We start from the raw sequence: 24,548 nt of genomic DNA on the forward strand, positions 1-24,548 counted from the left end.
TCCTTGCTTCCAAAATTACCAAGCAAGGCGTCTACAAATCTAGGGGCTATTCAAGGCCCGTAAGTACAACTTTGTCGCAGGTCAGGCTTGATCCGAATGTAATCGAACGCCATGGACCGGAACGACCTTCGCGACACTTGCTTCCCGCTCACCCTTCTGGTTGGCGAGGTGCAAAGTCCTCATTGAAGGCGTAAATCTGGTAGTAGTTTGGCGCGCGGCGTCTTGCGCTTTCTGTAGTCTGAGGATATTCAGACTGGCAGTGCGGGTGTAGCTCAATGGTAGAGCTTTTGCTTCCCAAGCAAGTGACGAGGGTTCGATTCCCTTCACCCGCTCCAATCCAACACAAACCATTGATAACGCTACGCTATTGCATTGTGATAGCGCATCCGGCTTTGATCACAGCCCAGAAAAAGCGGGCTCTCCATGCCGCCTGCCCCGCCAAATATCCAAGCCAAACATCCCCAACCCACAAAAAAAACCGCGCCCCCTTCAGAGGTCGCCGTTTTAGCTGCACGCAAGCGCGACTTAGAACAACAGTTTGTAGGTGTTGCCTCGGGTATCGGTGGCGGTGCCGGTGCCGCTGGTGGTGCTGGAGCCCATCATGAACTTGCCCTGCACCACGGTGCCATCCTTGCACACCGCATAAATCTCGCCCGGATTGATGCCGCCGACGGATTCGGTCTTGTTGCCCACATTGCCACCCGGGCCACGCAGGCTCAGCGATAGCCCGCGCGAGCGTGACACCACTTTCGGCGCCAAAGCCGACCAAGTGCCGCTGCATTTGGTGCGGTCGGGCAGCCTGAAGCTGAGCGCGCCCGAAGTCCCGTCGCTGGTCTCGGCCGTGGCGTGGATCACCGGTGGCGGTGTCTGCTGCGAAAACGGCCCAGCGGTCGGGTAAAGCTGCATATCGCTGCTAGAGCCGCAAGCGCTTAGGGCCAGAACCGCAACAAGGCTAACAAGGCGCAAGGGCATCGGTCATCTTTCACTGCTTCAATTCGGACAATGCTCGCCTTACGCGATCCTGTGCGTCCACGCAACGCGCCGCAGCAGCAGATCACCCGAATTTGCGCGCCTCGGCACGATCTGGCTTGCCGCCGTAAACCCCGCACACCGTGCCGATTACACCCGCGCGTTTGTGGAACCCTTCCCCTTTGCCGCCAGCTGCGTTAGCAATCGACAGCTTTCAGAAAGGAAATCGAATGACCGAGATCAAACGTATTGGCGCAGGCGCGCGGATGTCCGAGGCGGTGGCCTACAATGGCATCGTCTGGCTGGCTGGCCAAATCGGTACGCCGGGTGCCAGTGTCGCCCAGCAGACCAAGGATTGTCTGGCAGAAGTTGATCGCGTTCTGGCCGAGGCTGGCACCGATAAGACCCGTATCCTGTCCGTCCAGATCTGGCTGGCCGACATTGCCAGCTTTGACGAAATGAATGCGGTTTGGGATGCTTGGGTTCCGGCAGGCAACACTCCGGCGCGTGCCACGGGCGAAGCCAAACTGGCAACGCCAGATTATCTGGTCGAAATCATCGTGACCGCTGCTTTGAAGTGAAACAACAAGGGGGGCTTTCCGCCCCCCTTACCGCCCAAAGGATATTTGCGCACAAAAGATAACCGCAAATCCGCGATGAACTTATACCCGCAGATATTCCACCAAAGCCTGCGTAGAGCCATCCTTGCCGCTGACATCGCCGCCCTCAAGGATCGGCTGCAGTGCAAGCGCCAGCTCTTTGCCCAATTCGACGCCCCATTGATCGAAAGAGTTCAGCCCAAGGATCACGCCTTCGACGAACACCCGATGCTCATAGAGTGCGATGATCTGGCCCAGCACAAACGGCGTAAGCTTCGGATAAACCAAAGTGGTCGAGGGCCGGTTGCCCGGAAACACCCGATGCCGCGCCTGACGTTCCAACTCGTCACCCACTGCACCCTTTTTCTGCATGATTGCGCGGGCCTCATTCAGACTGCGGCCGCGCATCAAAGCCTCGGATTGCGCAAGGCAGTTTGACACCAGCAGCAGGTGCTGATGCGCCAGATCCGGCTCGTGTCCCTGCTTGGCCACCATGAATTCACACGGCACAACCCGGGTGCCTTGGTGGATCAGCTGATAAAACGCATGCTGGCCGTTGGTGCCGGGCTCGCCCCACACCACCGGGCCGGAATGGGTCGGAAGATCCGAGCCATCCATCGCCACCGACTTGCCGTTGCTTTCCATTTCCAGCTGCTGCAAATAGGCAGGCAAGCGGCTAAGCCGTTGATCATAGGGTAGAACCGCGCGGCTGGCATGGCCGCAAACCTGATTGTGCCAGATGCCGACCAAAGCCAGCAACACCGGCATGTTCTGCGCAAACGGCTCGGTCAGGAAATGGTCATCCATTGCGCGGCCACCAGCAAGGAAATCCTCAAACGCTTCCGGCCCGATTGCCAGCATCACCGCGAGACCAATCGGTCCCCAGACCGAATAGCGCCCGCCGACCCAATCTTCAAAGCCGAACACCCGTGTGCTATCAATGCCGAACGCCGCCGTTTTGTCGGCAGCCGTGGACACCGCTGCGAATTGCTTCGCTGGCGTGGTAACTTTCTTCGCCATCCAGGCCCGCGCCGTTTCGGCATTGGTCATGGTTTCAATCGTGGTGAAGGTTTTCGAGGCCACGATCACCAAAGTGGTTTCCGGGTTCAATCCCTTCAGCACGTCCGAAATATGCGCGCCATCGACATTGCTAACGTAATGCACGCGCGGGCCATCGTGGAACGGCGCCAGAGCCAAAGTGACCATCGCCGGGCCCAAGTCTGAACCGCCAATGCCGATATTGACAACATCGGTGATTTTGCCGCCTTGGCCGACGAACTTACCGGTGCGCACTTCGCGGGTGAAAATCGCCATCCGGGCTTTGGTTTTGCGAATCTCGGGCATGACATCAACGCCATCGGTGAACACCTTGGCCTCAATCCCGGCGCGCAACGCGGTATGCAGCACTGCGCGGCCTTCGGTGTCGTTGATTTTCTCGCCGCCAAACATCGCCGCCCGCTTTTCCGCCACGCCCGAGACTTCGGCCAAGGTCAGCAGCATCGCTTTGGTCTGCTCGTCAATATTGGTCTTGGAATAATCAAGACGCGCCGCGCCCGCATCTACGCTGAAAGCCTGCGCCCGTCCGGGTGCCTCAAACAGCGATACAATCGGCCGCCGCGCCACGCTGGTCGCATGATCTCTCAACGCTTGCCATTTTTCCGACATCAGCCACTCCGCTTTCTATTCGGCCCAATGGACCGTTGCATTGTCAAGCACCACCCGGATCGGCGCTTCAAGCGCCGGCAGATGCGCCGCTGCCTCAATCGCCGCGCGCTTTTCAGCGCCGGTGATCAGGATATGAATATTCATCGCCCCGGCCAGAACCGGCACCGTCAGGGTGATGCGCGGCTCGCCCGCAGCCTCGGCCCGCATCGGCATCACCAAGGGCGCATCGGCAGCCATCGCCTCCGCCAACCGGTCAGCGCCCGGAAACAAGCTCGCGGTGTGCATGTCACTGCCCATGCCCAGCAGCAAAACCGTCAGCGGCAGATGCGGCGCGACCCCTTCGGCCAGCGCTCCCAGCACCGATTCCGGCTCGGCCGCTTCAGCGTAAAGCGGCACCAGCATCGCCGCAGCCGCCTTGTTAACCAACAACCGCTCCTTCAGCAGCCGCGTGTTAGAGCGCGGATTGTCCTCGCCCACCCAACGCTCGTCATTCAAGATTACCGAGACATTGGCCCAGTCAAGGTTAACCCCCGACAAAATATCAAAAATAGGCCCCGGCGTCGTGCCCCCCGGCACCGAGAACGAGGCGCGGCCATGCATGCTCAGCGCCTCAGAAAGCTGGCTGGCAATCTTGCCTGCCAGTTCCAGCATCATGAATTCGCGGTCAGGGTAGGATACGAAATTCATCCCTTGATCTCCCGCCAGCGACGCCCATCGCGGTGCATCAACATCAACGCATCCTCTGGCCCGCTTGACCCCGGATCATAGCCCTGCGGCTTGTCGCCCCGCGCTTCCCAGCCTTGGATCAACGGATCTGTCCAGGCCCAAGCAGCCTCTACTTCGTCGCCCCGCATGAACAGGGTCTGATTGCCGCGGATCACATCCATGATCAAGCGCTCATACGCATCCGGCACATCATCGGCCTCATCCCCCAAAGCAGCCGCAAAACTCATGTCCAGCGGCACCTGCATCAGACGCATACCGCCCGGCCCCGGTTCCTTGATCATCACCTGCAATTCCATGCCTTCATTCGGTTGCAGCCGGATCACCAGCACGTTTTCGCGCCAGCCCGAGGCATCGTCAAAGATCGAATGTGGCGGCTCTTTGAAGGTAATCGCGATTTCCGAGGCCCGCGCCCGCAGCCGTTTCCCCGTCCGCAGATAAAACGGCGTGCCCTGCCAGCGCCAGTTCGACACTTTCACCTTCAGCGCGATATAGCTTTCGGTCTTGCTGGAGGGGTCTTCCGAATGTTCGATGTAAGAGCCTTCACCGCCCCCCGCATTATACTGACCGCGCACGATATGTTCGGGCTTCACGGGGTCCAGCGCCCGGATAACTTTCAGCTTTTCGTCGCGCACCGCGTCAGGGTCAAAGTGATAGGGCGGCTCCATCGCAATCAGACACAAAAGCTGCATCATATGGTTCTGCACCATATCTCGCATCGCACCCGACTTGTCGTAATAGGCCCCACGCCCGTCAACCGACACAGTTTCCGCCACGGTAATCTGCACATGATCGACGTATTCAGCCTTCCAGAGCGGCTCGAACAGAATATTGGCGAACCGCACCGCCATCAGATTCTGCACGGTTTCCTTGCCAAGATAATGGTCAATCCGGTAAATCTGCGCTTCGGTGAAATGCTTGGCCAGCACAGCGTTCAACGCCTTGGCCGAGGCCAGATCCCGCCCGAACGGCTTTTCCACCACGATCCGGCTTTGCGCATCTGCGATCTCATTCAGATGCAACCGCTCGGCAATCGCGCCAAACAGGCTGGGCGCAACCGAAAAGTAAAACGCCCGCACCACGCCCTCGCGCATCATCCCGCGCAGTTTGGCCCAGCCACCTTCGCCCGTCGCATCAATCGAGACATAAGCAATCTTTTCAAGGAACTGCGCGATGATCTTCGCATCCTGCCGATCTTTGGGCACGAATTCCTCAATCGCTTCGCCCACCAAAGCCCGGAACGAATCGTCGTTCAGATCGGCACGCGCAGCCCCGATGATCCGGCTGTTTTCCGTCATCTGCCCAGCCATGAAACGGCGATAAAGCCCCGGTAGAATCTTGCGCTTGGCCAGATCGCCGGTGCCGCCAAAGATCACCAGATCAAAAGCATCCACCGGAATGACTCGCGAAACCATTGGCTTACCTCGAAGTTTGGGCCAGATTTGGGCCAGAGCTGCAGTGCGCTGTTAGCGCTAACGACGCTCTTTTAACGCCGCCATCCCCGCAAGTCTAGCACTGCTTCTATGTCAGCCGAAAGCGCTTGCTGCATGGCAGAATAAATCAAACCCTTTCGGCACTGGCCAAATCCACGGTTTGCACGATTGTGCATGGCACAGGCTTGCAAAGCCGACGGCGCGCCGCGTCAAGCATCCAATTCCGCATCCCAATACAGATAATCCATCCAGCTGTCATGCAGATGGTTCGGCGGAAAGCGTCGGCCATGCGCCTGCATCTCATCGGCAGTCGGCATCCGTGGCACTTTCGCCAGATGCAGCCCAGCCTGTTTCAGCGTCCGCGAGCCTTTGCGCAAATTGCAGGGCGAGCATGCCGCCACCACATTCTCCCAACTGGTAACCCCGCCTTTTGATCGCGGCAGCACATGGTCAAAGGTCAGATCGCCCTTGGCTCCGCAATACTGGCAGCAAAACGCGTCACGCAGAAAAAGATTAAAGCGCGTGAAGGCCACGCGCTTTTGGGGTCTTACAAAATCTTTCAACACCACGACCGAAGGTATGCGGAACTCTTGTCGCTGGCTGCGCACCACCTGATCATATTCCGCAAGGATCTGCACCCGGTCCAGCACCGCCGCCTTGATCGCCTCTTGCCAAGGCCACAGCGAAAGCGGGTAATAGCTCAGCGGCCTGAAATCCGCGTTCAGCACCAGCGCCGGAAAATGTTTCAGGCTGGCCGGGTCGCGGGTAAACTGTGTCCTAAAATCGCCATCCATTCCGCAAGAGACTCCGTGTATTAAACAGTCGTCAACAGGCTGTAGTGATCTTTAGCCAACCATATCTGGCGATTTGCGAAGCACAAGCCCAAGATATGCGGCAATCTCGCCTGGCTTGATCACAACAGGATGACAATGCGTGCAATCCGGCCCCACGATCAAGTTTTGGGCGATAAAGGTTTGGGCAATCAGCAACGCCTCTAGCGCATTTCCCGCCTATTGCGGCTCATGGCCCTTCCCACAACCGCCCCGCCCCGCTATCACGCGAAAAACCCAAAGGATGTTCTGATGCAATTGTCGCGCCGCACCCTGCTTTCGCTTGGATTAAGCACCATAGCGCTGGCCGCTTGTGGTGGCCGCAAACCAGAGCCGAAACTGCCGCCCGCATCGGGTGACACGCCACAGATGCACGCGCTGATCGCCAAATGGGCGAAGATACACGAGATCCCCGAAAGCCTGTTGCACCGTCAGATCCGGCGCGAAAGCGGCTATAATGCCGGCGCGCGCAATGGGCCCTATTATGGGCTCTTGCAAATCCACCCGCAAACTGCGGCGACGATGGGTTACAAGGGGCGGCCCGAAGGCTTGCTCGATGCAGAAACCAATCTGCACTACGCTGGCAAATATCTGCGTGGCGCTTGGCTGGTCTCGCGCGGCAATGAGGACCGCGCGATGATGTGGTATGCCAAAGGTTATTACTATGAAGCCAAGCGCATGGGCTTGTTGGATGCGACCGGCCTGCGGGGCTAGGAGGAAAACGCAGCCGTTTTCCGTGCACGATTTCTGTGTCAGAAATCGGTCGCGAGGGGCAGAAGTGTTAATTTTATGTTAAAATGGCAAGGTCAAGCCCTTGTAAAGGCTTGACTTTATTTGGCCCCGAGTTGGGACCTCAATACCAGGCGTCTCCCATCCCGGCCTTTTTCGCAGCCACGAACTCCTGCAAACCCTGGGCAATGCCAGCGTCCAGGCTTGGGGCCTCAAACTCTGCCAGCCGCTTTTTCCACAGCTTGTTCGCCCGATACGCCGCATCATGCGACCCTGCCGCCTCCCACTTTTCAAACGGCTCATTGTCGGACAGATCACTGTCCCAGAACGCGGTTTCATAATGCGCCATCGTGTGCGAGCAGCCAAAGAAATGATTGCCCGGCCCAACCTCTGCAAAGGCGTCAACAGCCAGCTGATCATCGTCGATTTTGACGCCATCCAGATAAGAATGCAGGCTTCCACAAAGGTCCGCATCCAGCATGAATTTCTCGTAAGACATGCTCAGCAAGCCATCAAGGAAGCCCGCCGAATGTAGGATGAAATTCGCCCCGCAATGGATTGCTGCCAGCATCGACATCGTCCCCTCCATCATCGCCTGCGCATCCGGCAGCTTTGAGGTGGTGAAGTTCCCCGAGCAGCGCAACGGCAACCCCAACCGCCGCGCCAACTGCCCGATCACCATGCTGCCGATAGCCGGTTCCGGCGTGCCAAACGTCGGGCTGCCCGACCGCAGACTCATCGAGGACAGAAAGTTGCCGAAAATAACCGGAGCGCCTTTTCTCTCCAACTGCGTCAGCGCACATCCCGCCATCGTCTCAGCCAAAGATTGCGCAATCCCCCCCGCAGACGTCACCGGCCCCATCGCGCCACCAAGGATAAACGGCACAATCACCGCCGCCTGATTTGCCCGCGCATAGGCCCGCAACGCGTTGGTCATGGTGCCGTCCCAGACCAGCGGAGAGTTAACATTGACGTTGCCAAGGATCACGCAATTCTGGTCGACAAAATCGCTGCCAAAGGCAATACGGCCCATCTCGATACTGTCCTCGGCGCGCTCCTCCGAGGTCACCGACCCCATGAACGGACGATCCGACAAGGTCAAATGCGCCATCACCATATCAAGGTGCCGCTTGTTCACCGGAATATCGGTCGGCTCGCAGATCGTGCCGCCAGAGTGGTGGAAATTCGGGCTGGACTGCGCCAGTCTGATAAAATTCTGGAAATCTTCCAAGGTGCCAAACCGCCGCCCACGGTCCAGATCCATCACGAAGGGCGAGCCGTAGGCGGGCGCGAAGACCACGTTTTTGCCGCCGATCCGCACCGAATTGGCCGGGTTGCGGGCATGTTGGGTGAACTCGGACGGGGCGGATTTCAGGATCTCCCGCAACATGCCTGGCTCGAATTTCACCAGCAAGCCGTCTACCTTAGCACCCGCCCGCTTCCAGTGTTCTAGCGCCACGGCATCATCGCGAAACTCGATGCCGGTTTCTGCCAAAATCCGGTCGGCGGCATGTTCCACCTTCAGCAGGTTTTCCTCTGACAGCACATCATACGTTGGGATATTGCGCACGATATAAGGTCGCCCCATACCGCCGCCCTTCTTCGCCCGCTCGACCTGCCGCGCTTGCCGCCCTGATCGCACGCCCTGCACTGTCATCGCTCTCTCCCTCGACACCTGTGTCAAGGATGCGCCGATTGTGGGGCGGGTCGCAGTCAACTCCGACTGTTGAAGGTCAGTTTCCGCCCCTATGCAGCGGAAACCGACATTTGTGCATCAGGTGATGACATCAGGCGCAACGCGGCCCGTAAAGCTTTCGATCTGGGCCAAAGTATGGGCGGCGCGGATTACTGGCGCGAGCGCCATTTGCGGGTCAAGATCAAGCCCATCTGGCCCCGCTGCATAACGCTCCAGATAAAGCCGCAAAGTCGCGCCTTCGGTGCCAGTGCCGGAAAGGCGTAGCACGATGCGGCTACCATCCTCGAACAAAATCCGAACCCCTTGCGCCTTGGAGATCGAGCCGTCGACAGGATCGGTATAGGCGAAATCATCGGCCGCCTGCACGGTCAGGCCTTCAAGCGTTGTGCCGGGAAGCGTGGCCAAAGCGCCGCGCAGCTCAGCCATCATTGCATCGGCTTTGTCAGAGGCTATCGCCTCGAAGTCATGTCGGCTGTAATAGTTGCGGCCAAACTTCGCCCAATGCTCGGCAAGGATCGCTGCAACCGACTGCTTGCGCACGGCAAGGATGTTCAGCCACAATAGGATCGCCCAAAGCCCGTCTTTTTCGCGCACATGGTCCGATCCCGTGCCAAAACTTTCTTCACCGCAGATGGTGGCACGGCCTGCATCCAAGAGGTTTCCGAAAAATTTCCAACCCGTCGGAGTCTCGTACGAGGCAATGCCCAGCGACGCCGCAACCCGGTCCGCAGCAGCGGAAGTTGGCATAGATCGCGCAACACCTTTGAGCCCCGCCTTGTAGCCGGGGGCCAGATGGGCGTTGGCCGCCAGCACCGCGAGACTGTCTGATGGCGAGACATAAGCCCCCGCCCCCACAACCATGTTGCGATCCCCGTCGCCGTCGCTGGCCGCACCGAAATCCGGTGCATTTGGGCCAAACATCTCGTCCATCAGCGCCTTGGCCCAAGTGGGGTTGGGGTCGGGATGCATGCCGCCAAAATCGGGCAACGGTGTTGCATTCACACAGGTTCCAGCCGCAGCGCCAAGGCGTTTTTCAAGGATTTCCACAGCATAGGGCCCGGTGATGGCGCACATACTGTCCATCCGCATCCGAAATCCACCTTTAAACATTGCAGAAATCGCTGGGAAATCGAACAGGCTTTCCATCAGCGCCGCGTAATCAGAAACCGGGTCCACCACATCGACAATCATCTCACCCACCGCGGTGCGGCCAATCTTTGACAGATCAATGTCGGCGGTTTCCAGAATATGATAGGCGGTGATTTCTGTCGTACGTTTGTACATCGCCTCGGTTACGCCTTCTGGCGCGGGTCCGCCATTCGACATATTGAACTTGACGCCGAAATCCTCATTCGGACCGCCGGGATTGTGCGACGCAGACATGATGATGCCGCCATCGGTCTTGTTCAGCCGGATCAGGTGGCTAGCGGCAGGCGTAGACAGCAAAGCCCCCTGCCCGATGATCACCCGATGCGCCCCATTCGCTGCCGCCATCCGCAAGATCACTTGGGCGGCCGTGTCGTTGAAATAGCGCCCGTCACCGCCCAGCACAAAGGTTTTGCCGCGTCCGTCCTGAGTACGGGTGCCCACCACATCAAAAATCGACTGCACGAAATTTTCAAGGTAATGCGGCGCCATGAAAACCGGGGTCTTTTTACGCAGACCGGACGTGCCGGGCTTTTGCCCCGCGATAGGTTTGGTGGAAATAGTGGTCATACGGCACCTCCGGTAAGCAGCGGTTCAAAGACGAAAACAGATTGCGGCGGCATATCAAGCCGCGCGACATGGGGTTCGGGCACAAGCGCCGGTCGCGTGCTGTCCAGCACCAACCGCCATTGCGGCGCCGTTTCGGGCAAGCGCAACGCCGCCTTGCCGCCGCCATTAAACACCAGATACAATGCATCTGCGACATCCGGACCCTCGGCGGCCATGCGCAGCTCTAGTCCGATGCAGCGGAAACTTGGGTCATTCCAATCATTTGGCGTCAGGATTGCCGCATCTGCACGACGCCAAATTGCATCCGGCAGACCATCCGACAACCGTTTTTGCGCATGCAAGAACCGGCGCTGCCGTAACACCGGATGCGCTTTGCGCAGAGCCGTCAATTGGCGCACGAAATCCACCAGTTCGACATCCGCCGAGGCCCAATCAATGCGCGTCAGATCATTATCTTGCGCGTAAGCATTGTTGTTGCCAGCCTGCGAATGGCCCAATTCGTCGCCCGCAAGCAGCATCGGCGTGCCTTGGCTAAGCAGCAGCGTGGCCAGCAGGTTGCGCTTGCGCAGATCACGCGCGGCGCGAATGGTGGGATCAAGGCTTGGCCCTTCGACGCCCATGTTATCGGCGTGATTGTCGTCATGGCCATCGCGGTTTTCCTCGCCATTGGCGAGATTGCGCTTGATGGTATAAGTCACCAGATCTTCCAGCGTGAAACCATCATGCGATGTGATGAAATTCACCGAAGCCGTGGCAGGGCGTCGCGAATGGTCAAACTTATCTGCCGAGCCCATCAGCCGCCGCGAGAATTCAGGTGCAAGGCCCGCGTCATTGCGCCAGAACCGCCGCACACCGTCGCGGTACTTGTCGTTCCATTCCGAAAACGGCGGTGGATAGGCTCCAAGCTGATAGCCACCGGGGCCAATATCCCAAGGCTCGGCAATCAGTTTGACGCGCGCCAGCACCGGATCTTGGCGGATCGCGTCGAAAAAGCCACCCTGCGGATCAAAACCCGCAGGCTCGCGCCCCAATACAGAGCACAGATCAAAGCGGAACCCGTCGATATGCACTTCTTGCACCCAATAGCGCAGTGAATCCATCACCATGCGCAGCACCGCTGGGTTGGTCAGATCAAGCGTATTTCCAGTGCCCGCATCATTTGCATAGTGCCGTCCGCCATGGATCAGGCGGTAATAACTAACATTATCCAAGCCGCGAAACGACAGCGTCGGCCCCCAGGCATCGCCTTCGCCGGTGTGGTTGTAGACTACGTCCAGCACCACTTCGAGCCCGGCGGCATGCAGGGTTTTCACCATCGTCTGCAATTCGCGCAAAGGTGCCGCACCACCATAGCGCTGCTCGGGCGCAAAGAAACCCATTGTCTGATAGCCCCAGTGGTTGCGTAGGCCCTTGGCGACCAGAAAGCGGTCGTCGAAATAGGCCTGCACCGGCAAAAGCTCGATCGTGGTGACGCCAAGGCGCTTGAAATGCTCAATCATCACCGGATGCGCGAGGCCTGCGTAGGTGCCGCGCATCGCCTGCGGAATCGCCGGATGCCGCATGGTCAGCGCTTTGACATGCGCTTCGTAAATGACCGTATCGGCCATTGGCACTTGTGGTGCGCGGTCATTGCCCCAGTGAAAACCGGGGTCCACAACGACCGATTTCGGCACGGCAAAAGCGCTGTCACGCGGATCAAAAGATCCATCACCGCGGGAGGCCCCGATCTTGTAGCCCATCAAAGCATCAGACCAACGCAACCGCCCGGCAAGCCCGCGCGCATAGGGGTCGATCAAAAGCTTGTGCGGGTTAAAGCGTTGACCTTCATCCGGCGCATAGGGTCCAGACGCTCGTAAGCCGTAAAGCTGGCCCGCCGACAAACCCGCCACATGCAGATGCCAGATATCGCCCTCGCGATCCGCGAATTCCAGCCGTGCCTGTTCGCGGCGTCCGTCCGCGGAATATAAGCACAGTTCTAACGCGGTGGCATGCGCGGAAAACACCGCGAAATTTACGCCATCGTCGGTCAACGTGGCCCCCATAGGCCACGGTCGCCCCGCAGATGTCGCGTATCCAGAAAGGCTCACGCCAGCATACCCTCATACAAAGTTGCATAGGCGCTTGCAGAAGCCTCCCATCCGACCGGCTGTTTCATGGCGTTTTTCTGCAGCTGCGCCCAAACGGGCTTATTGCCGTAAAGCTGCACCAATTGCCGCAAAGCCTGACCAAATCCAGTCGCATCAACAGGATGGAACACAACCCCTGTCGCCACGCCTGCCGTCACCGCAGCTGGGCTGGCATGGATCACTGTATCGGCAAGCCCACCCACCAAAGACACAAGTGGCACAGTGCCATAAGCAAGCCCATACATTTGCGTCAGACCACAAGGCTCGAACCGGCTAGGCACCAAAACAGCGTCGCCTGCCGCAAACAAGCGATGACTGTAGGCTTCGTCATAGCCAATGCGCACCGAAACCCGGCCCGGAAACCGCGCTTCAAGCCGGCGCACCGCCGCCTCTAGCGTAGCCTCGCCCGAGCCTAAAATCGCCAATCCCCCCCCGCCCGCGATAAAATCGGGGATGCAAGCCTCCAGCAAATCAATGCCCTTTTGATCGGTCAATCGGCTGACCAGCACAGCCAAAGGCCCTGGCACATCCAAACCCATTTCGGCACAAAATGCCGCGCGATTGGTCGCTTTGCCCTTTAGCGATTTCAGCGTGTAAGGCACGGGTTCCACCTCTGGCGACCACACAGCGGTATCAACACCATTCAAAATGCCAGACACCACCCCCGCCCGCTGCGCCAAAACGCCCTCCATACCCATGCCAAACTCGGGCCGCATCAACTCGGCGGCATAATTTGGCGAAACCGTGGTGATGCGGTCAGCATAGACCAAACCCGCCTTGAGACTGGACAAGCCACCATAATACTCCAAAGCGCCGGGATAAAACTGATCATAGGGCAGCCGCAGATCCGCCAGCGCCTGCGCCGGAGCCCAGCCCTGAAACGCAATATTATGCACGGTCATCACCGACGCCACGCCCCCCGTGCCACCATAGCTCAAATAGGCCGGGGCAAATCCCGATTGCCAGTCGTGGCAGTGCAGGATGTCAGCTTTCCAGCCGTCAATACCATCGCGCGCCATCCGCGCAGCCACCCAGGACAAGGCCGCAAACCGGCGCGCGTTGTCAAACCAATCCCCACCCGGACCCGCATAGGGTCCGCCCTCGCGGTCATAAAGGTGCGGCGCGTCCAGCAGCATCACCTGCAAACCGTCGATCTCACCCGCCATAACGCGCGCATCGCCGCCAAACAGGTTTTGCTCAAACCAAACCTCATCTAATTCCTCAAGACGGGGGCGTAAGCTGCGATAAGCAGGCAATAAAACCCGCATATCCCAACCGACTTTCGCCAATGCCCCCGGGAGCGCTCCAACCACATCCGCCAGACCGCCAGTCTTGATCAGCGGCACACATTCCGACGCCACCGACAACACCCGCCCGCGTATTTCAACCGAGTTCTGCATGATCATCCTCTGTGCTCAAATATCTCAGGGTGAAGACAGGATGGGTGAGGTCTGGAGAGGGTCTAACCCTCTCCAGCCTATCAGCCCTGCGGGCGTCAGGACAATGCCTTCGCCCGAACGTCAAGCATATCCTGCGTGATCAGCACGATGCCAGAATCCGTGCGACGGAACCACTTGGCATCCATCTCGGGATCTTGCCCGACAACCAGCCCGTCCGGGATGATCACGCCGCGATCAATAACGCAGTTCTTCAACTCGGCATTGCGATTGACCACTACCTGCGGCAGCGCCACGACATAATCCAGCGTGCTGAACGAATGGGTGCGACAGCCGGTGAACAGCAGCGAATTGCGCACTTCCGAACCCGAGACGATACAATCCCCCGACACCAGCGACGACACCGCCATCCCACGCCGGGTTTCCTCGTCATGGATGAACTTGGCCGGCGGCAGGATTTCCGAATAGGTCCAGATCGGCCAGCTTTGATCGTAGATGTCGAGCTTCGGCACAAAATCTGTCAGGTCTATATTGGCCTGCCAGAACGCATCGATCGTCCCCACATCACGCCAATAGGGTTCAGTCTCCAACCCAGACTTCACGCAACTGTCGGCAAACTTATGCGCCACGGCCTTGCCGTTTTTCACGATATCAGGGATCAGATCATTGCCGAAATCATGGCTGGAATTGTCATCCGCCATATCGCGGATCAACAGATCACGCAGGAAGGCCCAATCGAAAATATAGATCCCCATTGATGCCAAAGCGTTCTCTGGATCACCGGGGATTGAGGGCGGATCAGCGGGCTTTTCAAGAAACGACGTGATCCTCATGTTCGCATCGACCGCCATGACACCAAATGCCGTGGCCTCCATGCGCGGCACGGTCAGACAGCCGATGGTGACATCCGCTTTGCTGTCAACATGCTGCTGCAACATCACCTCGTAATCCATCTTGTAGATGTGATCACCAGCCAGAACGACGATGTATTTAACGCCATAGGAATCAACGATATCAATGTTTTGCGCCACAGCATCGGCCGTGCCGAGATACCATTTATTTTCATCCACCCGCTGGGACGCCGGCAGAATGTCCAGATATTCGTTACGCTCTGCCCGGAAGAACCCCCAGCCGCGCTGCATGTGGCGGATCAAACTGTGCGCCTTGTACTGCGTCGCAATCGCCATCTTGCGGATGCCGGAATTCAGCGCATTTGACAAAGCAAAGTCGATGATCCGGGTCTTGCCGCCGAAATACACTGCAGGTTTCGCGCGCCGATCGGTCAGCTCTTTCAGCCGAGAGCCGCGCCCCCCGGCCAGAACAAAAGCCATAGCCTGCGATGACAGACGGGCATTGGGTCTTGGTTGCATCGTAGTCCTCCCTTTACGCAGGCTTGCACCCGCTTTTATGCGTTCATCTCAAGCTTGCTTCAGCCAAACCGCCGACAAGGGCGGCAGGTTGACCGAAGCCGAGTGCGCGCGGCCATGATGCGGTATCGCATCTGCCGTAACGCCCCCCAGATTTCCGCGGTTACCTCCTCCGTAAACCGCAGCATCCGTGTTCAAAATCTCAGACCATTGCCCACCCGCAGGCAGGCCAACGCGGTAAGCCCGATCCACCGGGGTCATATTCACCAGCGCCACCACCATCGGATCGCCGGGCTTGCCCTTGCGCAGCCAAGCGTAAACCCCGGCTTCAGCGTCATTGCTTTCGATCCACTCGAAGCCCTCTGGGCGCGTATCATTCACGTGCAGCGCAGGCACATCGCGGTAAACCTTGTTCAGATCACGGACGAGGTTTTGCATGCCCTGATGCGCCGGGATTTCAAGCTGATGCCAATCCAACGATTGATTGTGGTTCCACTCTTTGCCCTGCGCGAACTCGCAGCCCATAAACAACAGCTTTTTGCCCGGATGCGCCCACATGAACCCGTAATAGGCACGCAGATTTGCAAACTTCTGGTCGCCATCGCCCGGCATCTTCTCCAGCATACTGCCTTTGCCGTGCACAACCTCGTCATGGCTGATCGGCAAGATGTAGTTTTCCGACCAAGCGTAGTGCAAACCAAAGGTCATCTGGTGGTGATGGAAGCGGCGATAGATCGGATCTTTGTGCATGTAAGACAGGGTGTCATTCATCCACCCCATGTTCCACTTAAAGCCAAAGCCCAGCCCACCATGGTTCACAGGACGCGATACGCCCGCGAAAGCCGTGCTTTCCTCGGCCACCGTCATCACGCCACCGACCTCACCGTAAGCCGTGATATTCATGGTTTGCAGCACCGCAATCGCTTCGTAATTTTCGCGCCCGCCGTCTTTGTTGGGCACCCACTGGCCTGCCTCGCGGCTGTAGTCCCGGTACAACATAGAGGCCACCGCATCGACGCGCAGCCCATCCATGTGGTATTCTTCTAGCCAATACAGCGCGTTAGAGACAAGATAGTTGGAAACCTCGACCCGGCCATAATTATAGATCAGCGTGTTCCAATCCTGATGGAAACCTTCGCGCGGGTCTTGGTGTTCATACAAAGCCGTGCCGTCAAAGCGGCCCAAACCATGCGCATCGGTCGGAAAATGTCCCGGCACCCAATCCAGCAACACGCCAATGCCGCGCTGATGGGCAACATCCATGAAAGCGCGGAATTCGTTCGGCGTACCGTGCCGGATGGTCGGCGCAAACAGCCCGACAGGCTGATAGCCCCAAGAGCCATCGAACGGATACTCGGAAATCGGCATCAACTCGATATGGGTAAAGCCCATGTCGACGACGTAATCGACGAGCTGTTCTGCAAGCTCGGTGTACGACAACATCCGGTCGCCCGGCGCGCGCTTCCAACTGCCAAGATGTACCTCATACACCGAAATCGGCGCGTCAATTGTCTGCTTTTCGCCGCGCGTCGCCATCCAATCGGCGTCATGCCAAGTCGGATTTTCAATCTGCCGCACGACGCTTGCATTTTTCGGCGCGTGCTCCGATCCGAAACCAACAGGATCGGCCTTCAGCGGCAGCAAGGTCCCGCCCGGCCCACGGATTTCATATTTATAGGCCTCGCCCTCGGCAATGGCGGGCAGGAAAGTCTCCCACACCCCAGTGCCGCCACGACGGCGCATCGGATGGCGGCGGCCATCCCATTGGTTGAAGTTGCCGACCACCGAAACACGTTCTGCATTCGGGGCCCAGACTGCGAAATGCGTACCGGACACGCCCTCATGACTGATCACATGCGCGCCCAGCACTTGCCACAACCGCTTGTGGCTGCCCTCGCCCAGCAGATACTCATCCAACTCGCCCAGAACTGGACCAAAGGCGAAAGGATCTTCACATTCCCATTCTGCGCCATGGCCCTGCCAGCGCAAACGATAGTCCGATTTGCGCGCAAGCTCGGCGACAAACAGTCCCGGCGCGCCGTTGACCGGCGTTGCTTCCACCGGCTTGCCCGCTTTGCCGGGCAAAACGAACAACCGCTCTGCACCGGGATCAAAGCCCAGCACCACCCACTTGCCACCGCGTTTCTGCAACCCCAATACCGAGAAAGGGTCACCATGACGCCCCTCGGCAATCGCACGCGCGGCACCTGGGTCTATAAGCAGATCAGTCATGGCAACCTCTTGATATTAAAGGGCAGATGGGATCGTCCAGACGTCTTTCATATAGCTGCGAATGGTGCGATCCGAACTGAAGAAACCCGAGCGCGCCGTGTTCAATGCCGCCATTTTAATCCAAGCCTGACGATCCGCATAGGCAGTATCCACCTTATCTTGCGCCGCATCGAACGAGTCGAAATCCGCCGCGACAAGGAAATAATCGTGGTGCCAAACCCGGTGTACCAGCCCATGATAGCGGTCCTTCTGATCAGGGCTGAACTGGCCCTCGGCGACGGCCTGCAAGACGTTTTGCAACGCGAGGCTGGCATCAATCGCCTTGCGCGATTGGTCGGGATCTTCACGCCGCTTCATCGCCTCGTCGGTGGTCAGGCCGAACAGGAAGAAGTTCTCGGCACCAACCTCTTGCAAAATCTCAACATTCGCGCCGTCCAGCGTCCCAATCGTTGGCGCACCGTTCATCATAAACTTCATGTTTCCGGTGCCCGATGCTTCCTTGCCGGCTGTCGAGATTTGTTCTGACAGATCGGCCGCAGGCACCAAACGCTCAGCCATGCTGACGTTGTAATTGGCTGGGTAGATCACTTTCAGCAGATCACCAACTTCGGGATCCGCATTAATAACCTGCGCCACATCATTGATAAGATGGATGATTTCCTTAGCAACCGCATAGCCCGGCGCAGATTTGCCACCGAAAATCTTAACGCGTGGCACCCATGTCGCTTTGGGATTCGCCTTGATGCGCTGATAATGCGCGACGGTTTGCAGAATGTTCAGCAGCTGCCGTTTGTATTCGTGGATGCGCTTCACCTGCACGTCAAACAGCGCATCCGGCGAGACTTTGACACCACATTCCTGCGCAATCCAAGCCTCTAGCGCGATTTTATTCGCCCGCTTGGCCGCGTCGAATTTGGCGCGGAAGGCGCTGTCGTCCACCAAAGGCTCAAGCTCTTTCAAGCGATCAAGCTGATCTTCCCAGCCTGCGCCAATCGCTTCGGTGATCAGACCCGACAGAGGGCGGTTGGACATTTTCAACCAACGGCGCGGAGTCACCCCATTGGTTTCATTAATAATCCGACCCGGATGCAGCGCGTCCAACTCGGGGAACAGGTTCTTCTTCACCAAGTCAGAGTGCAGCGCCGAGACGCCATTGACCTTATGCGCCATCACAAACGCAAGCTCGCCCATCCGCACTTCTTGATGCTTGACGATGCCAATGTAATGCGGCGGGCTGAAGGTGCGTCGATGCCAGCTGTCGATCCGTTCGACAATCTGCATATGGCGCGGCAGCGTGTTGCCAAAGGTAAATGTCGCCCACCGCTCCAGAGCCTCGGGCAGCAGCGTATGGTTAGTGTAGCCAAGGCAATCGCGCGCGGTGTCCAGCGCATCGTCAAAGCCCATGCCATTTTCATCGACCAACAGACGGATCAATTCTGGGCCCGCAATCGCAGGATGGGTGTCGTTCATCTGGATTGCCACATGCTTTGGCAAGCTGCGCAGATCAGAATGACGGGTTTTGAAGCGGCGCAGGATATCTTGCAACGCAGCCGAGGTCAGGAAAAACTCTTGTTTCAGGCGCAATTCCTTGCCTTGATATGTGGTGTCATCGGGGTAAAGCACCCGGCTGAGCGTGCGCGCCAAAGCCTCTGGCTCGGCCGCTGCGGCGTAGTCGCCGCGATTGAAACGCTCCAGATCGAATTGCTTTGTTGGTTTTGCCGACCACAAGCGCAGCGTATTTGCCCATTTGCCCTGCCAGCCGATCACCGGCGTATCATAAGCCGACGCCAGCACCGTCTCGCCCGGAACCCAAAACTCTTTGCCGTCCCGCATCTCGACATTGCCCTTGAACGGGATGACATACGCGCTTTCTGGGCGGGCAAATTCCCATGGGTTGGTCTGCGACAGCCAGTCTTCGGGCATCTCAACCTGTTGACCACGCTCAAAACTTTGCCGGAACAGGCCGTGCTCATAGCGGATGCCATAGCCGTAGGCCGGGCAGCCTACCGTTGCCATGCTTTCCATGAAACACGCCGCCAAGCGGCCCAATCCGCCGTTGCCCAAAGCAGCATCAGGCTCGCCTTCGACAAGAGTGTGGAAATCCTGACCCAACTCGCGCATCACCTGCTCAGAGATGTCGCGCAGATCAAGGTTGACGGTGGCATCTTCCAGCAGACGCCCGATCAGAAACTCCATCGACAGGTAGTACACCCGCTTGCGATCCTCGGCCCAGGTCCGGCGGGTCGAGGCAAACCACGGCTCCATAATCCGGTCGCGAATGGCAAACGACAGCGCCATGCGCCAATCATAGCCGCTGGCGTTTGCAGCATCCTTGCCCAGCGTAAAGGTCAGATGCCGCAGCACGTCGGATTTCAGCAGGGCGGGCGTAAAGTTCGTCTCTGTCAAAATGTGTTCCACATCGTATGGTTACTGTTGGCACAAAGCCTATCTCTATCCAAAGTCGGGTCAAGCAAGCACCGCGCCCGTCTCTCAGCACGCCGTCGCAATCCCATTACCCAGTCCGAGTATAAATCTTTCAAACCGCTTTCTTGTTACCGCAAACAATTTCAGAATTCACCATTTTTTTCTAACAACAAGAAAGGCTTTTGCGATCAAACCGCTTTGAGTACAACCAAGTCGCGTGTCAGAAACGCCTCGTACGCTTTGCCAACCGTATTCGGCAGTTGATCTCAATTGCAGCAAAAGCTCTATTTCTGCACAAAACTGCATCACGTTTTGCAAAACCCATCGCACACCGGCCGGTTGCACGGCTCGGTTTTTGCCCAGCACAACCTTGGTCGCTTAAATTTTTGCGCGACAGCAAGAAAACGATGTGCTGACGCTAAAGCTCAGCCAACTGCAGGTTTTGCAAGCCCTGCCAGAATCGGGCAATCTGGGCGCTGATCGCCGTGACAGGCTTGGATCAATTTGGACAAAGTCGCATCCATCGCCCGCAGTTCGTCGATTTTGCTGCGAATCTGCGCCACATGAGTCATCGCAAGTGCCTTGACGTCGCCGCTGGCTCGGCCTTGATCTTCGTAGAGCCCCAGCAATGCCCGACACTCGACAATCGAAAAGCCCAAGGACCGCGCGCGCCCCACAAAAGCCAGCTTGTGCAGATCACTTGCCGAAAAATCGCGGTAGCCGTTTTCGCCCCGCTTGGGATGGATCAAGCCGATGTCCTCGTAATAGCGGATGGTCTTGGCGGGCAGACCGGCGGCCTTTGCAACTTCGGCGATATTCATAGTCTGGCCCAATTCATGGTTTCACTCCGGTAAAACGGCGCAATCTCAGCGCGTTGAACACCACAAACACCGATGACAATGCCATCGCGGCCGCAGCCAGCATCGGGGACAGTTGCGGGCCGCCAAAAGGCACCAACACCCCCGCCGCCACCGGGATTAGGGCGGCGTTGTAGCCGAAGGCCCAAAGCAGATTTTGCCTGATATTTTGCATGGTTGCGCGTGACAGCTGCAAAGCGGTTGCAACGCAGCGCGGGTCTGATGTGATCAGCACTACATCGCCCGCTTCAATCGCCACATCGGTGCCCGAACCCATCGCAAAACCAACCTCTGCCGCGGCCAAAGCAGGCGCGTCATTGATACCATCGCCAACAAACGCAACCCCACTGCCAAAGCGCGCAACCACCGCCGCCTTGCCATCCGGCAGCACGCCTGCGTGAACCTTTGTGATCCCCAACGCCCGCGCCACTGCTTGCGCTGTCGCCTCGGCATCGCCAGTGATCATCGCAACATCTACCCCCGCCGATCGCAGCGCCATGACAGCCGCCGCGGCCTGCGGCTTGATCGGATCCGCCACTGTGATCAGCCCAATCGCGACGTCGCCACGCCCCACAAACAATACACCTTGACCAAGCGCCTGCGCCGCTGCTGCCCGAGCCGAAAGATCACCGTCAATCTGGGCAAACATGCGGGCCGAGCCGACGCTGATCTGCGCGCCCGCCAAACTGGCACGCGCACCCTGCCCCGGCACCGCCTTGAAATCGCTGACGGGTGCCACAAAAACACCCAACCGGGCGGCTTCTGCCACAACAGCCGCGGCAAGTGGATGCTCGGATGCGGCCTCGACTGCGGCGGCCAAGGCCAGCACCTCGGGCCCACCGATCACGGCTTGCACCACAGGTCGCCCAACCGTGAGCGTGCCGGTTTTGTCGAATGCGATCAGCTTGACGCTTTCAAGCCGTTGCAAAGCCTCACCTTTGCGAAACAACACCCCAAGTTCCGCCGCCCGGCCGGTGCCCACAAGGATAGAGACAGGCACCGCCAATCCCATTGCACAGGGGCAGGCGATGATCAGAACCGACACACCTGCCACCAACGCTTGCGCCACGCCCGGCCCAAACGCCAGCCAGAGCAACACCGTCAGCGTGGCCAGCAGCATCACCAGCGGCACGAACCACAATGTGATCTTGTCCACCAGCGCCTGCACAGGCAGCTTGCCGCCCTGCGCCGCTTCCACCATTGCAATGATCCGCGCAAGGACCGTCGCCGCCCCAACCTCGGTAATCTGCATCACCAGCGCGCCAGTGCCATTCACTGTGCCACCCGTCAACCGCGCGCCGGTCTGCTTTTCCTGCCCAATCGCCTCTCCAGTCAGCATGGCTTCATCCACGCTGGAATGGCCCGAAACCACCGTGCCATCGGCCGGGATCCTCTCACCGGGCCGGATTTGCACAAGATCACCGGGCAGCAAGGCAGCAACCTCGACCTCTTGCACACCGCCTTCCATCACCCGGCGCGCGGTCTTTGGCGTCAGCTTGACCAGCCGCGCAATCGCAGCACCAGCCCGACCGCGCGCACGCGCTTCCAACGCCCGGCCCAGCAAGATCAGCACCACAATCACCGCCGCCGCTTCAAAATAAACCGAGCGGGCCGCCTGCGGAAACAGTTCTGGCGCGACAGTCACAAGGCTGGAATAGGCCCAAGCCGCTCCTGCCCCAACGGCCACAAGGCTGTTCATATCTGGCGCGCGGTGCAGCAAGGCAGGCAAGCCTTTAGCAAAAAAGCCATGCCCGGGCCCCAGCAGCACCAGACTGACCAAGACAAACTCGGCCCACCAAAGGGTTTGCAAATCAACCAGCCCGTGCAAGGCCGCATGGAAACCGGGGATGAAATGGCCACCCATTTCCACGATAAAAACCGGCAAGGTCAGGGCGGCGGCCACCCAAACCGCCCGCCACAGCTGGCGCTGTTCGACCAACGGATCATGCGTGGCGGCCTGCGAAAGCGGCTTCGCAGCATAACCCGCCTTGCGCACCGCTGCGGCTAGCGCCTCGACATCCACCATTTCCGATACGGTGATCTCGGCGCGGCGCGTCACAAGATTGGCCACAGCTTGCGTCACTCCCGGTTGCGCTTTCAGCACCCGCTCGACCCGCCCAGTGCAGGCGGCACAAGTCATTCCTTCAACGCTCAGGCTCAGCATATTCATCGCAATCTCCTTCGCCTGATGATATGGGGCTTCCAGCTGCTGGAAGGTCAAGCCCCCGGATAGATTTTCGCCGCGTCTCAATTCTCACACATAAATTTACACCGCCCCCTTGACCTTCCCCTCACCGCAACCCCCATCTTACAGCACAGCAATGGAGCTTAGGATGACACTGATTTCTGTTCCCGATATGAGCTGCGGCCACTGCAAAGCCTCGGTCACCGAGGCACTCACCGCCTTGCCCGGTGCAACTTCCGTCAGCGTCGATCTGACGCTGCGGCGGGTCGAGGTGAAGGGTGCCGCTGATCCCGAATCAATGTTGATTGCCCTGTTGGAAATCGGCTTTCCCGCGCAGATTATCGCGAAAACGTGAGAGCATATCCCTGCCAATCAAGGCAATTTCGCCCAACTTGTATTGCAGGGTACGGCCGACAGGTATAACTGGCCGCAATCCCTCCTTGTTCGGGCCCTATAGTGGTCGCAGGGCGGGTGCAGTCTATCAAACGGCAGAAAGCCAAACCAGCGACCGGAGCAGTCCAATGTCTACCCAAAAGCCCGCCCAACAAAGTGGCGCGCAAACCCCGGCCCCGCAGCAGCAGGGCCAACAAGGCAGCACCACCCAACAGCAAAGCGGCGTTGTGTTCCGCGACTGGGCCTCGATCTAAGCCAACAGCTGAAATCGGATTTTGCAAGACCTGCCGCCAGCCGCTAGGCTTGCTCAAGTGATTTGCAGGACACCATGCCCAAACCGATCTCCAGCATCCCTAACCTTGGCCCCGCATCTGAAGCAGCCTTCGCCAAGGCAGGCATCCTCACCGCAGAACAGCTGCGCGACATCGGCGCAGATGAAGGCTATCGCCGCCTGCTCGATGCCGGCACCACCCCGCATTTCATCGGTTATTACGTGCTGCATATGGCCCTTCAGGGGCGGCCTTGGAATGACTGTAAAGGTGCTGAAAAGCAATCTTTGCGCGCGCGCTTTGACGCCATCAAGGCCGAACGGGTCGGCTCAATAGCACAGGGCCGCTCCGAGTTGGAAGCGGCCCTGCAATTCTTTGGCGTAATCGAGAAACCCCGCGCCTGACCGATGTCTGCCTTTAGAAACGCGGCCCGGAACTTCTCAAACTCCGTTTAGCCAACCAGTTCAAGGCCCGAGAAGAAGAACGAGATCTCGCGTGCAGCCGAAGCTTCGCTGTCCGAACCATGCACCGAATTTTCGCCCATCGACAAAGCGAACTCCTTGCGGATGGTGCCAGCCTCGGCGTTTGCCGGGTTGGTCGCGCCCATCACTTCTCGGTTTTTCGCAATCGCGGATTCGCCTTCCAGCACCTGAACCACAACCGGCTCAGACGCCATGAATTCGCACAGCTCGCCATAGAAACCGCGTGCGGAATGTTCTGCATAGAACGCACCAGCTTGTGCGGGCGACAGATGGATGCGCTTGGATGCGACAACGCGCAGTCCAGCATCTTCAAATTTGGCAACGATTTTGCCGGTCAGGTTGCGCTTGGTTGCATCGGGTTTGATGATCGACAGGGTGCGTTCAACGGCCATTTGGCTCTCCATCAGTAGGGGCGAGATCGCCCGGGAATTCGTCTGCGCGCCTGCTATCACGGGT

General features: G+C 58.5%; 20 protein-coding genes and 1 tRNA gene. 6 read left to right on the plus strand and 15 right to left on the minus strand.

Features of this window, described 5'->3' with window-relative positions; all coding sequences use genetic code 11:
• Positions 1-261: 261 nt before the first annotated feature.
• A tRNA-Gly gene (locus tag QQJ98_RS12920) sits at positions 262-335 on the plus strand.
• Between the two features lie 190 nt (positions 336-525).
• Here the strand turns inward: QQJ98_RS12920 and QQJ98_RS12925 are convergent.
• Positions 526-972 carry a hypothetical protein gene (locus tag QQJ98_RS12925; protein ID WP_284325764.1) on the minus strand — a complete coding sequence of 149 codons (447 nt, stop codon included), beginning with the start codon at positions 970-972 and terminating at the stop codon, positions 526-528.
• A gap of 227 nt (positions 973-1,199) precedes the next feature.
• Here QQJ98_RS12925 and QQJ98_RS12930 point away from each other — a divergent pair, with 227 nt between their 5' ends.
• Entirely contained in the window at positions 1,200-1,550 is a 351-nt protein-coding gene (locus tag QQJ98_RS12930; protein ID WP_284325765.1) for a RidA family protein, read from the plus strand.
• 81 nt (positions 1,551-1,631) lie between these two features.
• Here QQJ98_RS12930 and pgi read toward each other — a convergent pair whose 3' ends face one another.
• From pgi to QQJ98_RS12950, 4 genes are all read right to left on the minus strand, one after another.
• A complete protein-coding gene (gene pgi, locus QQJ98_RS12935) occupies positions 1,632-3,233 on the minus strand; it encodes a glucose-6-phosphate isomerase (RefSeq protein WP_284325766.1) in 1,602 nt (533 codons plus the stop codon).
• Positions 3,234-3,248: 15 nt separating this feature from the next.
• A complete protein-coding gene (gene pgl, locus QQJ98_RS12940) occupies positions 3,249-3,920 on the minus strand; it encodes a 6-phosphogluconolactonase (protein WP_284325767.1) in 672 nt (223 codons plus the stop codon).
• Entirely contained in the window at positions 3,917-5,371 is a 1,455-nt protein-coding gene (gene zwf, locus QQJ98_RS12945; RefSeq protein WP_284325768.1) for a glucose-6-phosphate dehydrogenase, read from the minus strand. The genes pgl and zwf overlap by 4 nt, the downstream gene beginning before the upstream one ends.
• Positions 5,372-5,598: 227 nt before the next feature.
• Positions 5,599-6,183, minus strand: coding sequence for an HNH endonuclease (locus QQJ98_RS12950; RefSeq protein WP_284325769.1), 585 nt, complete (start codon positions 6,181-6,183; stop codon positions 5,599-5,601).
• 288 nt (positions 6,184-6,471) lie between these two features.
• Between QQJ98_RS12950 and QQJ98_RS12955 the strand changes: the two genes are divergently transcribed.
• Entirely contained in the window at positions 6,472-6,933 is a 462-nt protein-coding gene (locus QQJ98_RS12955; RefSeq protein ID WP_284325770.1) for a lytic transglycosylase domain-containing protein, read from the plus strand.
• Positions 6,934-7,072: 139 nt separating this feature from the next.
• Here the strand turns inward: QQJ98_RS12955 and QQJ98_RS12960 are convergent, their stop codons facing one another.
• The 9 genes from QQJ98_RS12960 to QQJ98_RS13000 all read right to left on the minus strand — a co-directional run bounded on the left by QQJ98_RS12960 (position 7,073) and on the right by QQJ98_RS13000 (position 22,933).
• Entirely contained in the window at positions 7,073-8,605 is a 1,533-nt protein-coding gene (locus QQJ98_RS12960; RefSeq protein ID WP_284325771.1) for a trimethylamine methyltransferase family protein, read from the minus strand.
• Between the two features lie 117 nt (positions 8,606-8,722).
• A complete protein-coding gene (locus tag QQJ98_RS12965; protein ID WP_284325772.1) occupies positions 8,723-10,360 on the minus strand; it encodes an alpha-D-glucose phosphate-specific phosphoglucomutase in 1,638 nt (545 codons plus the stop codon).
• On the minus strand, positions 10,357-12,447 hold the full coding sequence (gene glgX / locus QQJ98_RS12970; RefSeq protein WP_284325773.1) for a glycogen debranching protein GlgX: 2,091 nt from the start codon (positions 12,445-12,447) through the stop codon (positions 10,357-10,359). Before glgX ends, QQJ98_RS12965 begins: the two co-directional genes overlap by 4 nt.
• Entirely contained in the window at positions 12,444-13,886 is a 1,443-nt protein-coding gene (gene glgA, locus QQJ98_RS12975) for a glycogen synthase GlgA (RefSeq protein WP_431307819.1), read from the minus strand. Before glgA ends, glgX begins: the two co-directional genes overlap by 4 nt.
• A gap of 95 nt (positions 13,887-13,981) precedes the next feature.
• Positions 13,982-15,253, minus strand: a complete 1,272-nt coding sequence (gene glgC / locus QQJ98_RS12980) for a glucose-1-phosphate adenylyltransferase (protein WP_284325775.1) — start codon at positions 15,251-15,253, stop codon at positions 13,982-13,984.
• 48 nt (positions 15,254-15,301) lie between these two features.
• Positions 15,302-17,482: a 1,4-alpha-glucan branching protein GlgB gene (gene glgB / locus QQJ98_RS12985; protein WP_284325776.1), complete on the minus strand. Its 2,181-nt coding sequence runs from the start codon at positions 17,480-17,482 to the stop codon at positions 15,302-15,304.
• A gap of 15 nt (positions 17,483-17,497) precedes the next feature.
• Entirely contained in the window at positions 17,498-19,888 is a 2,391-nt protein-coding gene (locus tag QQJ98_RS12990; RefSeq protein ID WP_284325777.1) for a glycogen/starch/alpha-glucan phosphorylase, read from the minus strand.
• Between the two features lie 443 nt (positions 19,889-20,331).
• The gene (gene cueR, locus QQJ98_RS12995) at positions 20,332-20,727 is read right to left on the minus strand and encodes a Cu(I)-responsive transcriptional regulator (RefSeq protein ID WP_284325778.1); all 396 of its coding nucleotides are present in this window, start codon (positions 20,725-20,727) and stop codon (positions 20,332-20,334) included.
• Between the two features lie 13 nt (positions 20,728-20,740).
• Positions 20,741-22,933 (minus strand): heavy metal translocating P-type ATPase, encoded by a 2,193-nt coding sequence (locus QQJ98_RS13000; protein ID WP_284325779.1) that lies wholly within the window; start codon positions 22,931-22,933, stop codon positions 20,741-20,743.
• Positions 22,934-23,096: 163 nt separating this feature from the next.
• On the opposite strand from QQJ98_RS13000, the gene QQJ98_RS13005 reads away from it, so the two are divergent.
• From QQJ98_RS13005 to QQJ98_RS13015, 3 genes are all read left to right on the plus strand, one after another.
• Complete coding sequence (locus QQJ98_RS13005; protein ID WP_284325780.1) at positions 23,097-23,303, plus strand: heavy-metal-associated domain-containing protein; 207 nt, start codon at positions 23,097-23,099, stop codon at positions 23,301-23,303.
• Between the two features lie 166 nt (positions 23,304-23,469).
• Complete coding sequence (locus tag QQJ98_RS13010) at positions 23,470-23,595, plus strand: hypothetical protein (protein ID WP_284325781.1); 126 nt, start codon at positions 23,470-23,472, stop codon at positions 23,593-23,595.
• A 74-nt stretch (positions 23,596-23,669) separates the two neighbouring features.
• Positions 23,670-24,014 (plus strand): TfoX/Sxy family protein, encoded by a 345-nt coding sequence (locus QQJ98_RS13015; protein WP_284325782.1) that lies wholly within the window; start codon positions 23,670-23,672, stop codon positions 24,012-24,014.
• 47 nt (positions 24,015-24,061) lie between these two features.
• Here QQJ98_RS13015 and ndk read toward each other — a convergent pair whose 3' ends face one another.
• Positions 24,062-24,484, minus strand: a complete 423-nt coding sequence (gene ndk, locus QQJ98_RS13020; protein ID WP_284325783.1) for a nucleoside-diphosphate kinase — start codon at positions 24,482-24,484, stop codon at positions 24,062-24,064.
• Positions 24,485-24,548: the final 64 nt, after the last annotated feature.

The organism is Cypionkella aquatica (assembly GCF_030161095.1).
Taxonomy (GTDB): domain Bacteria; phylum Pseudomonadota; class Alphaproteobacteria; order Rhodobacterales; family Rhodobacteraceae; genus Cypionkella; species Cypionkella aquatica.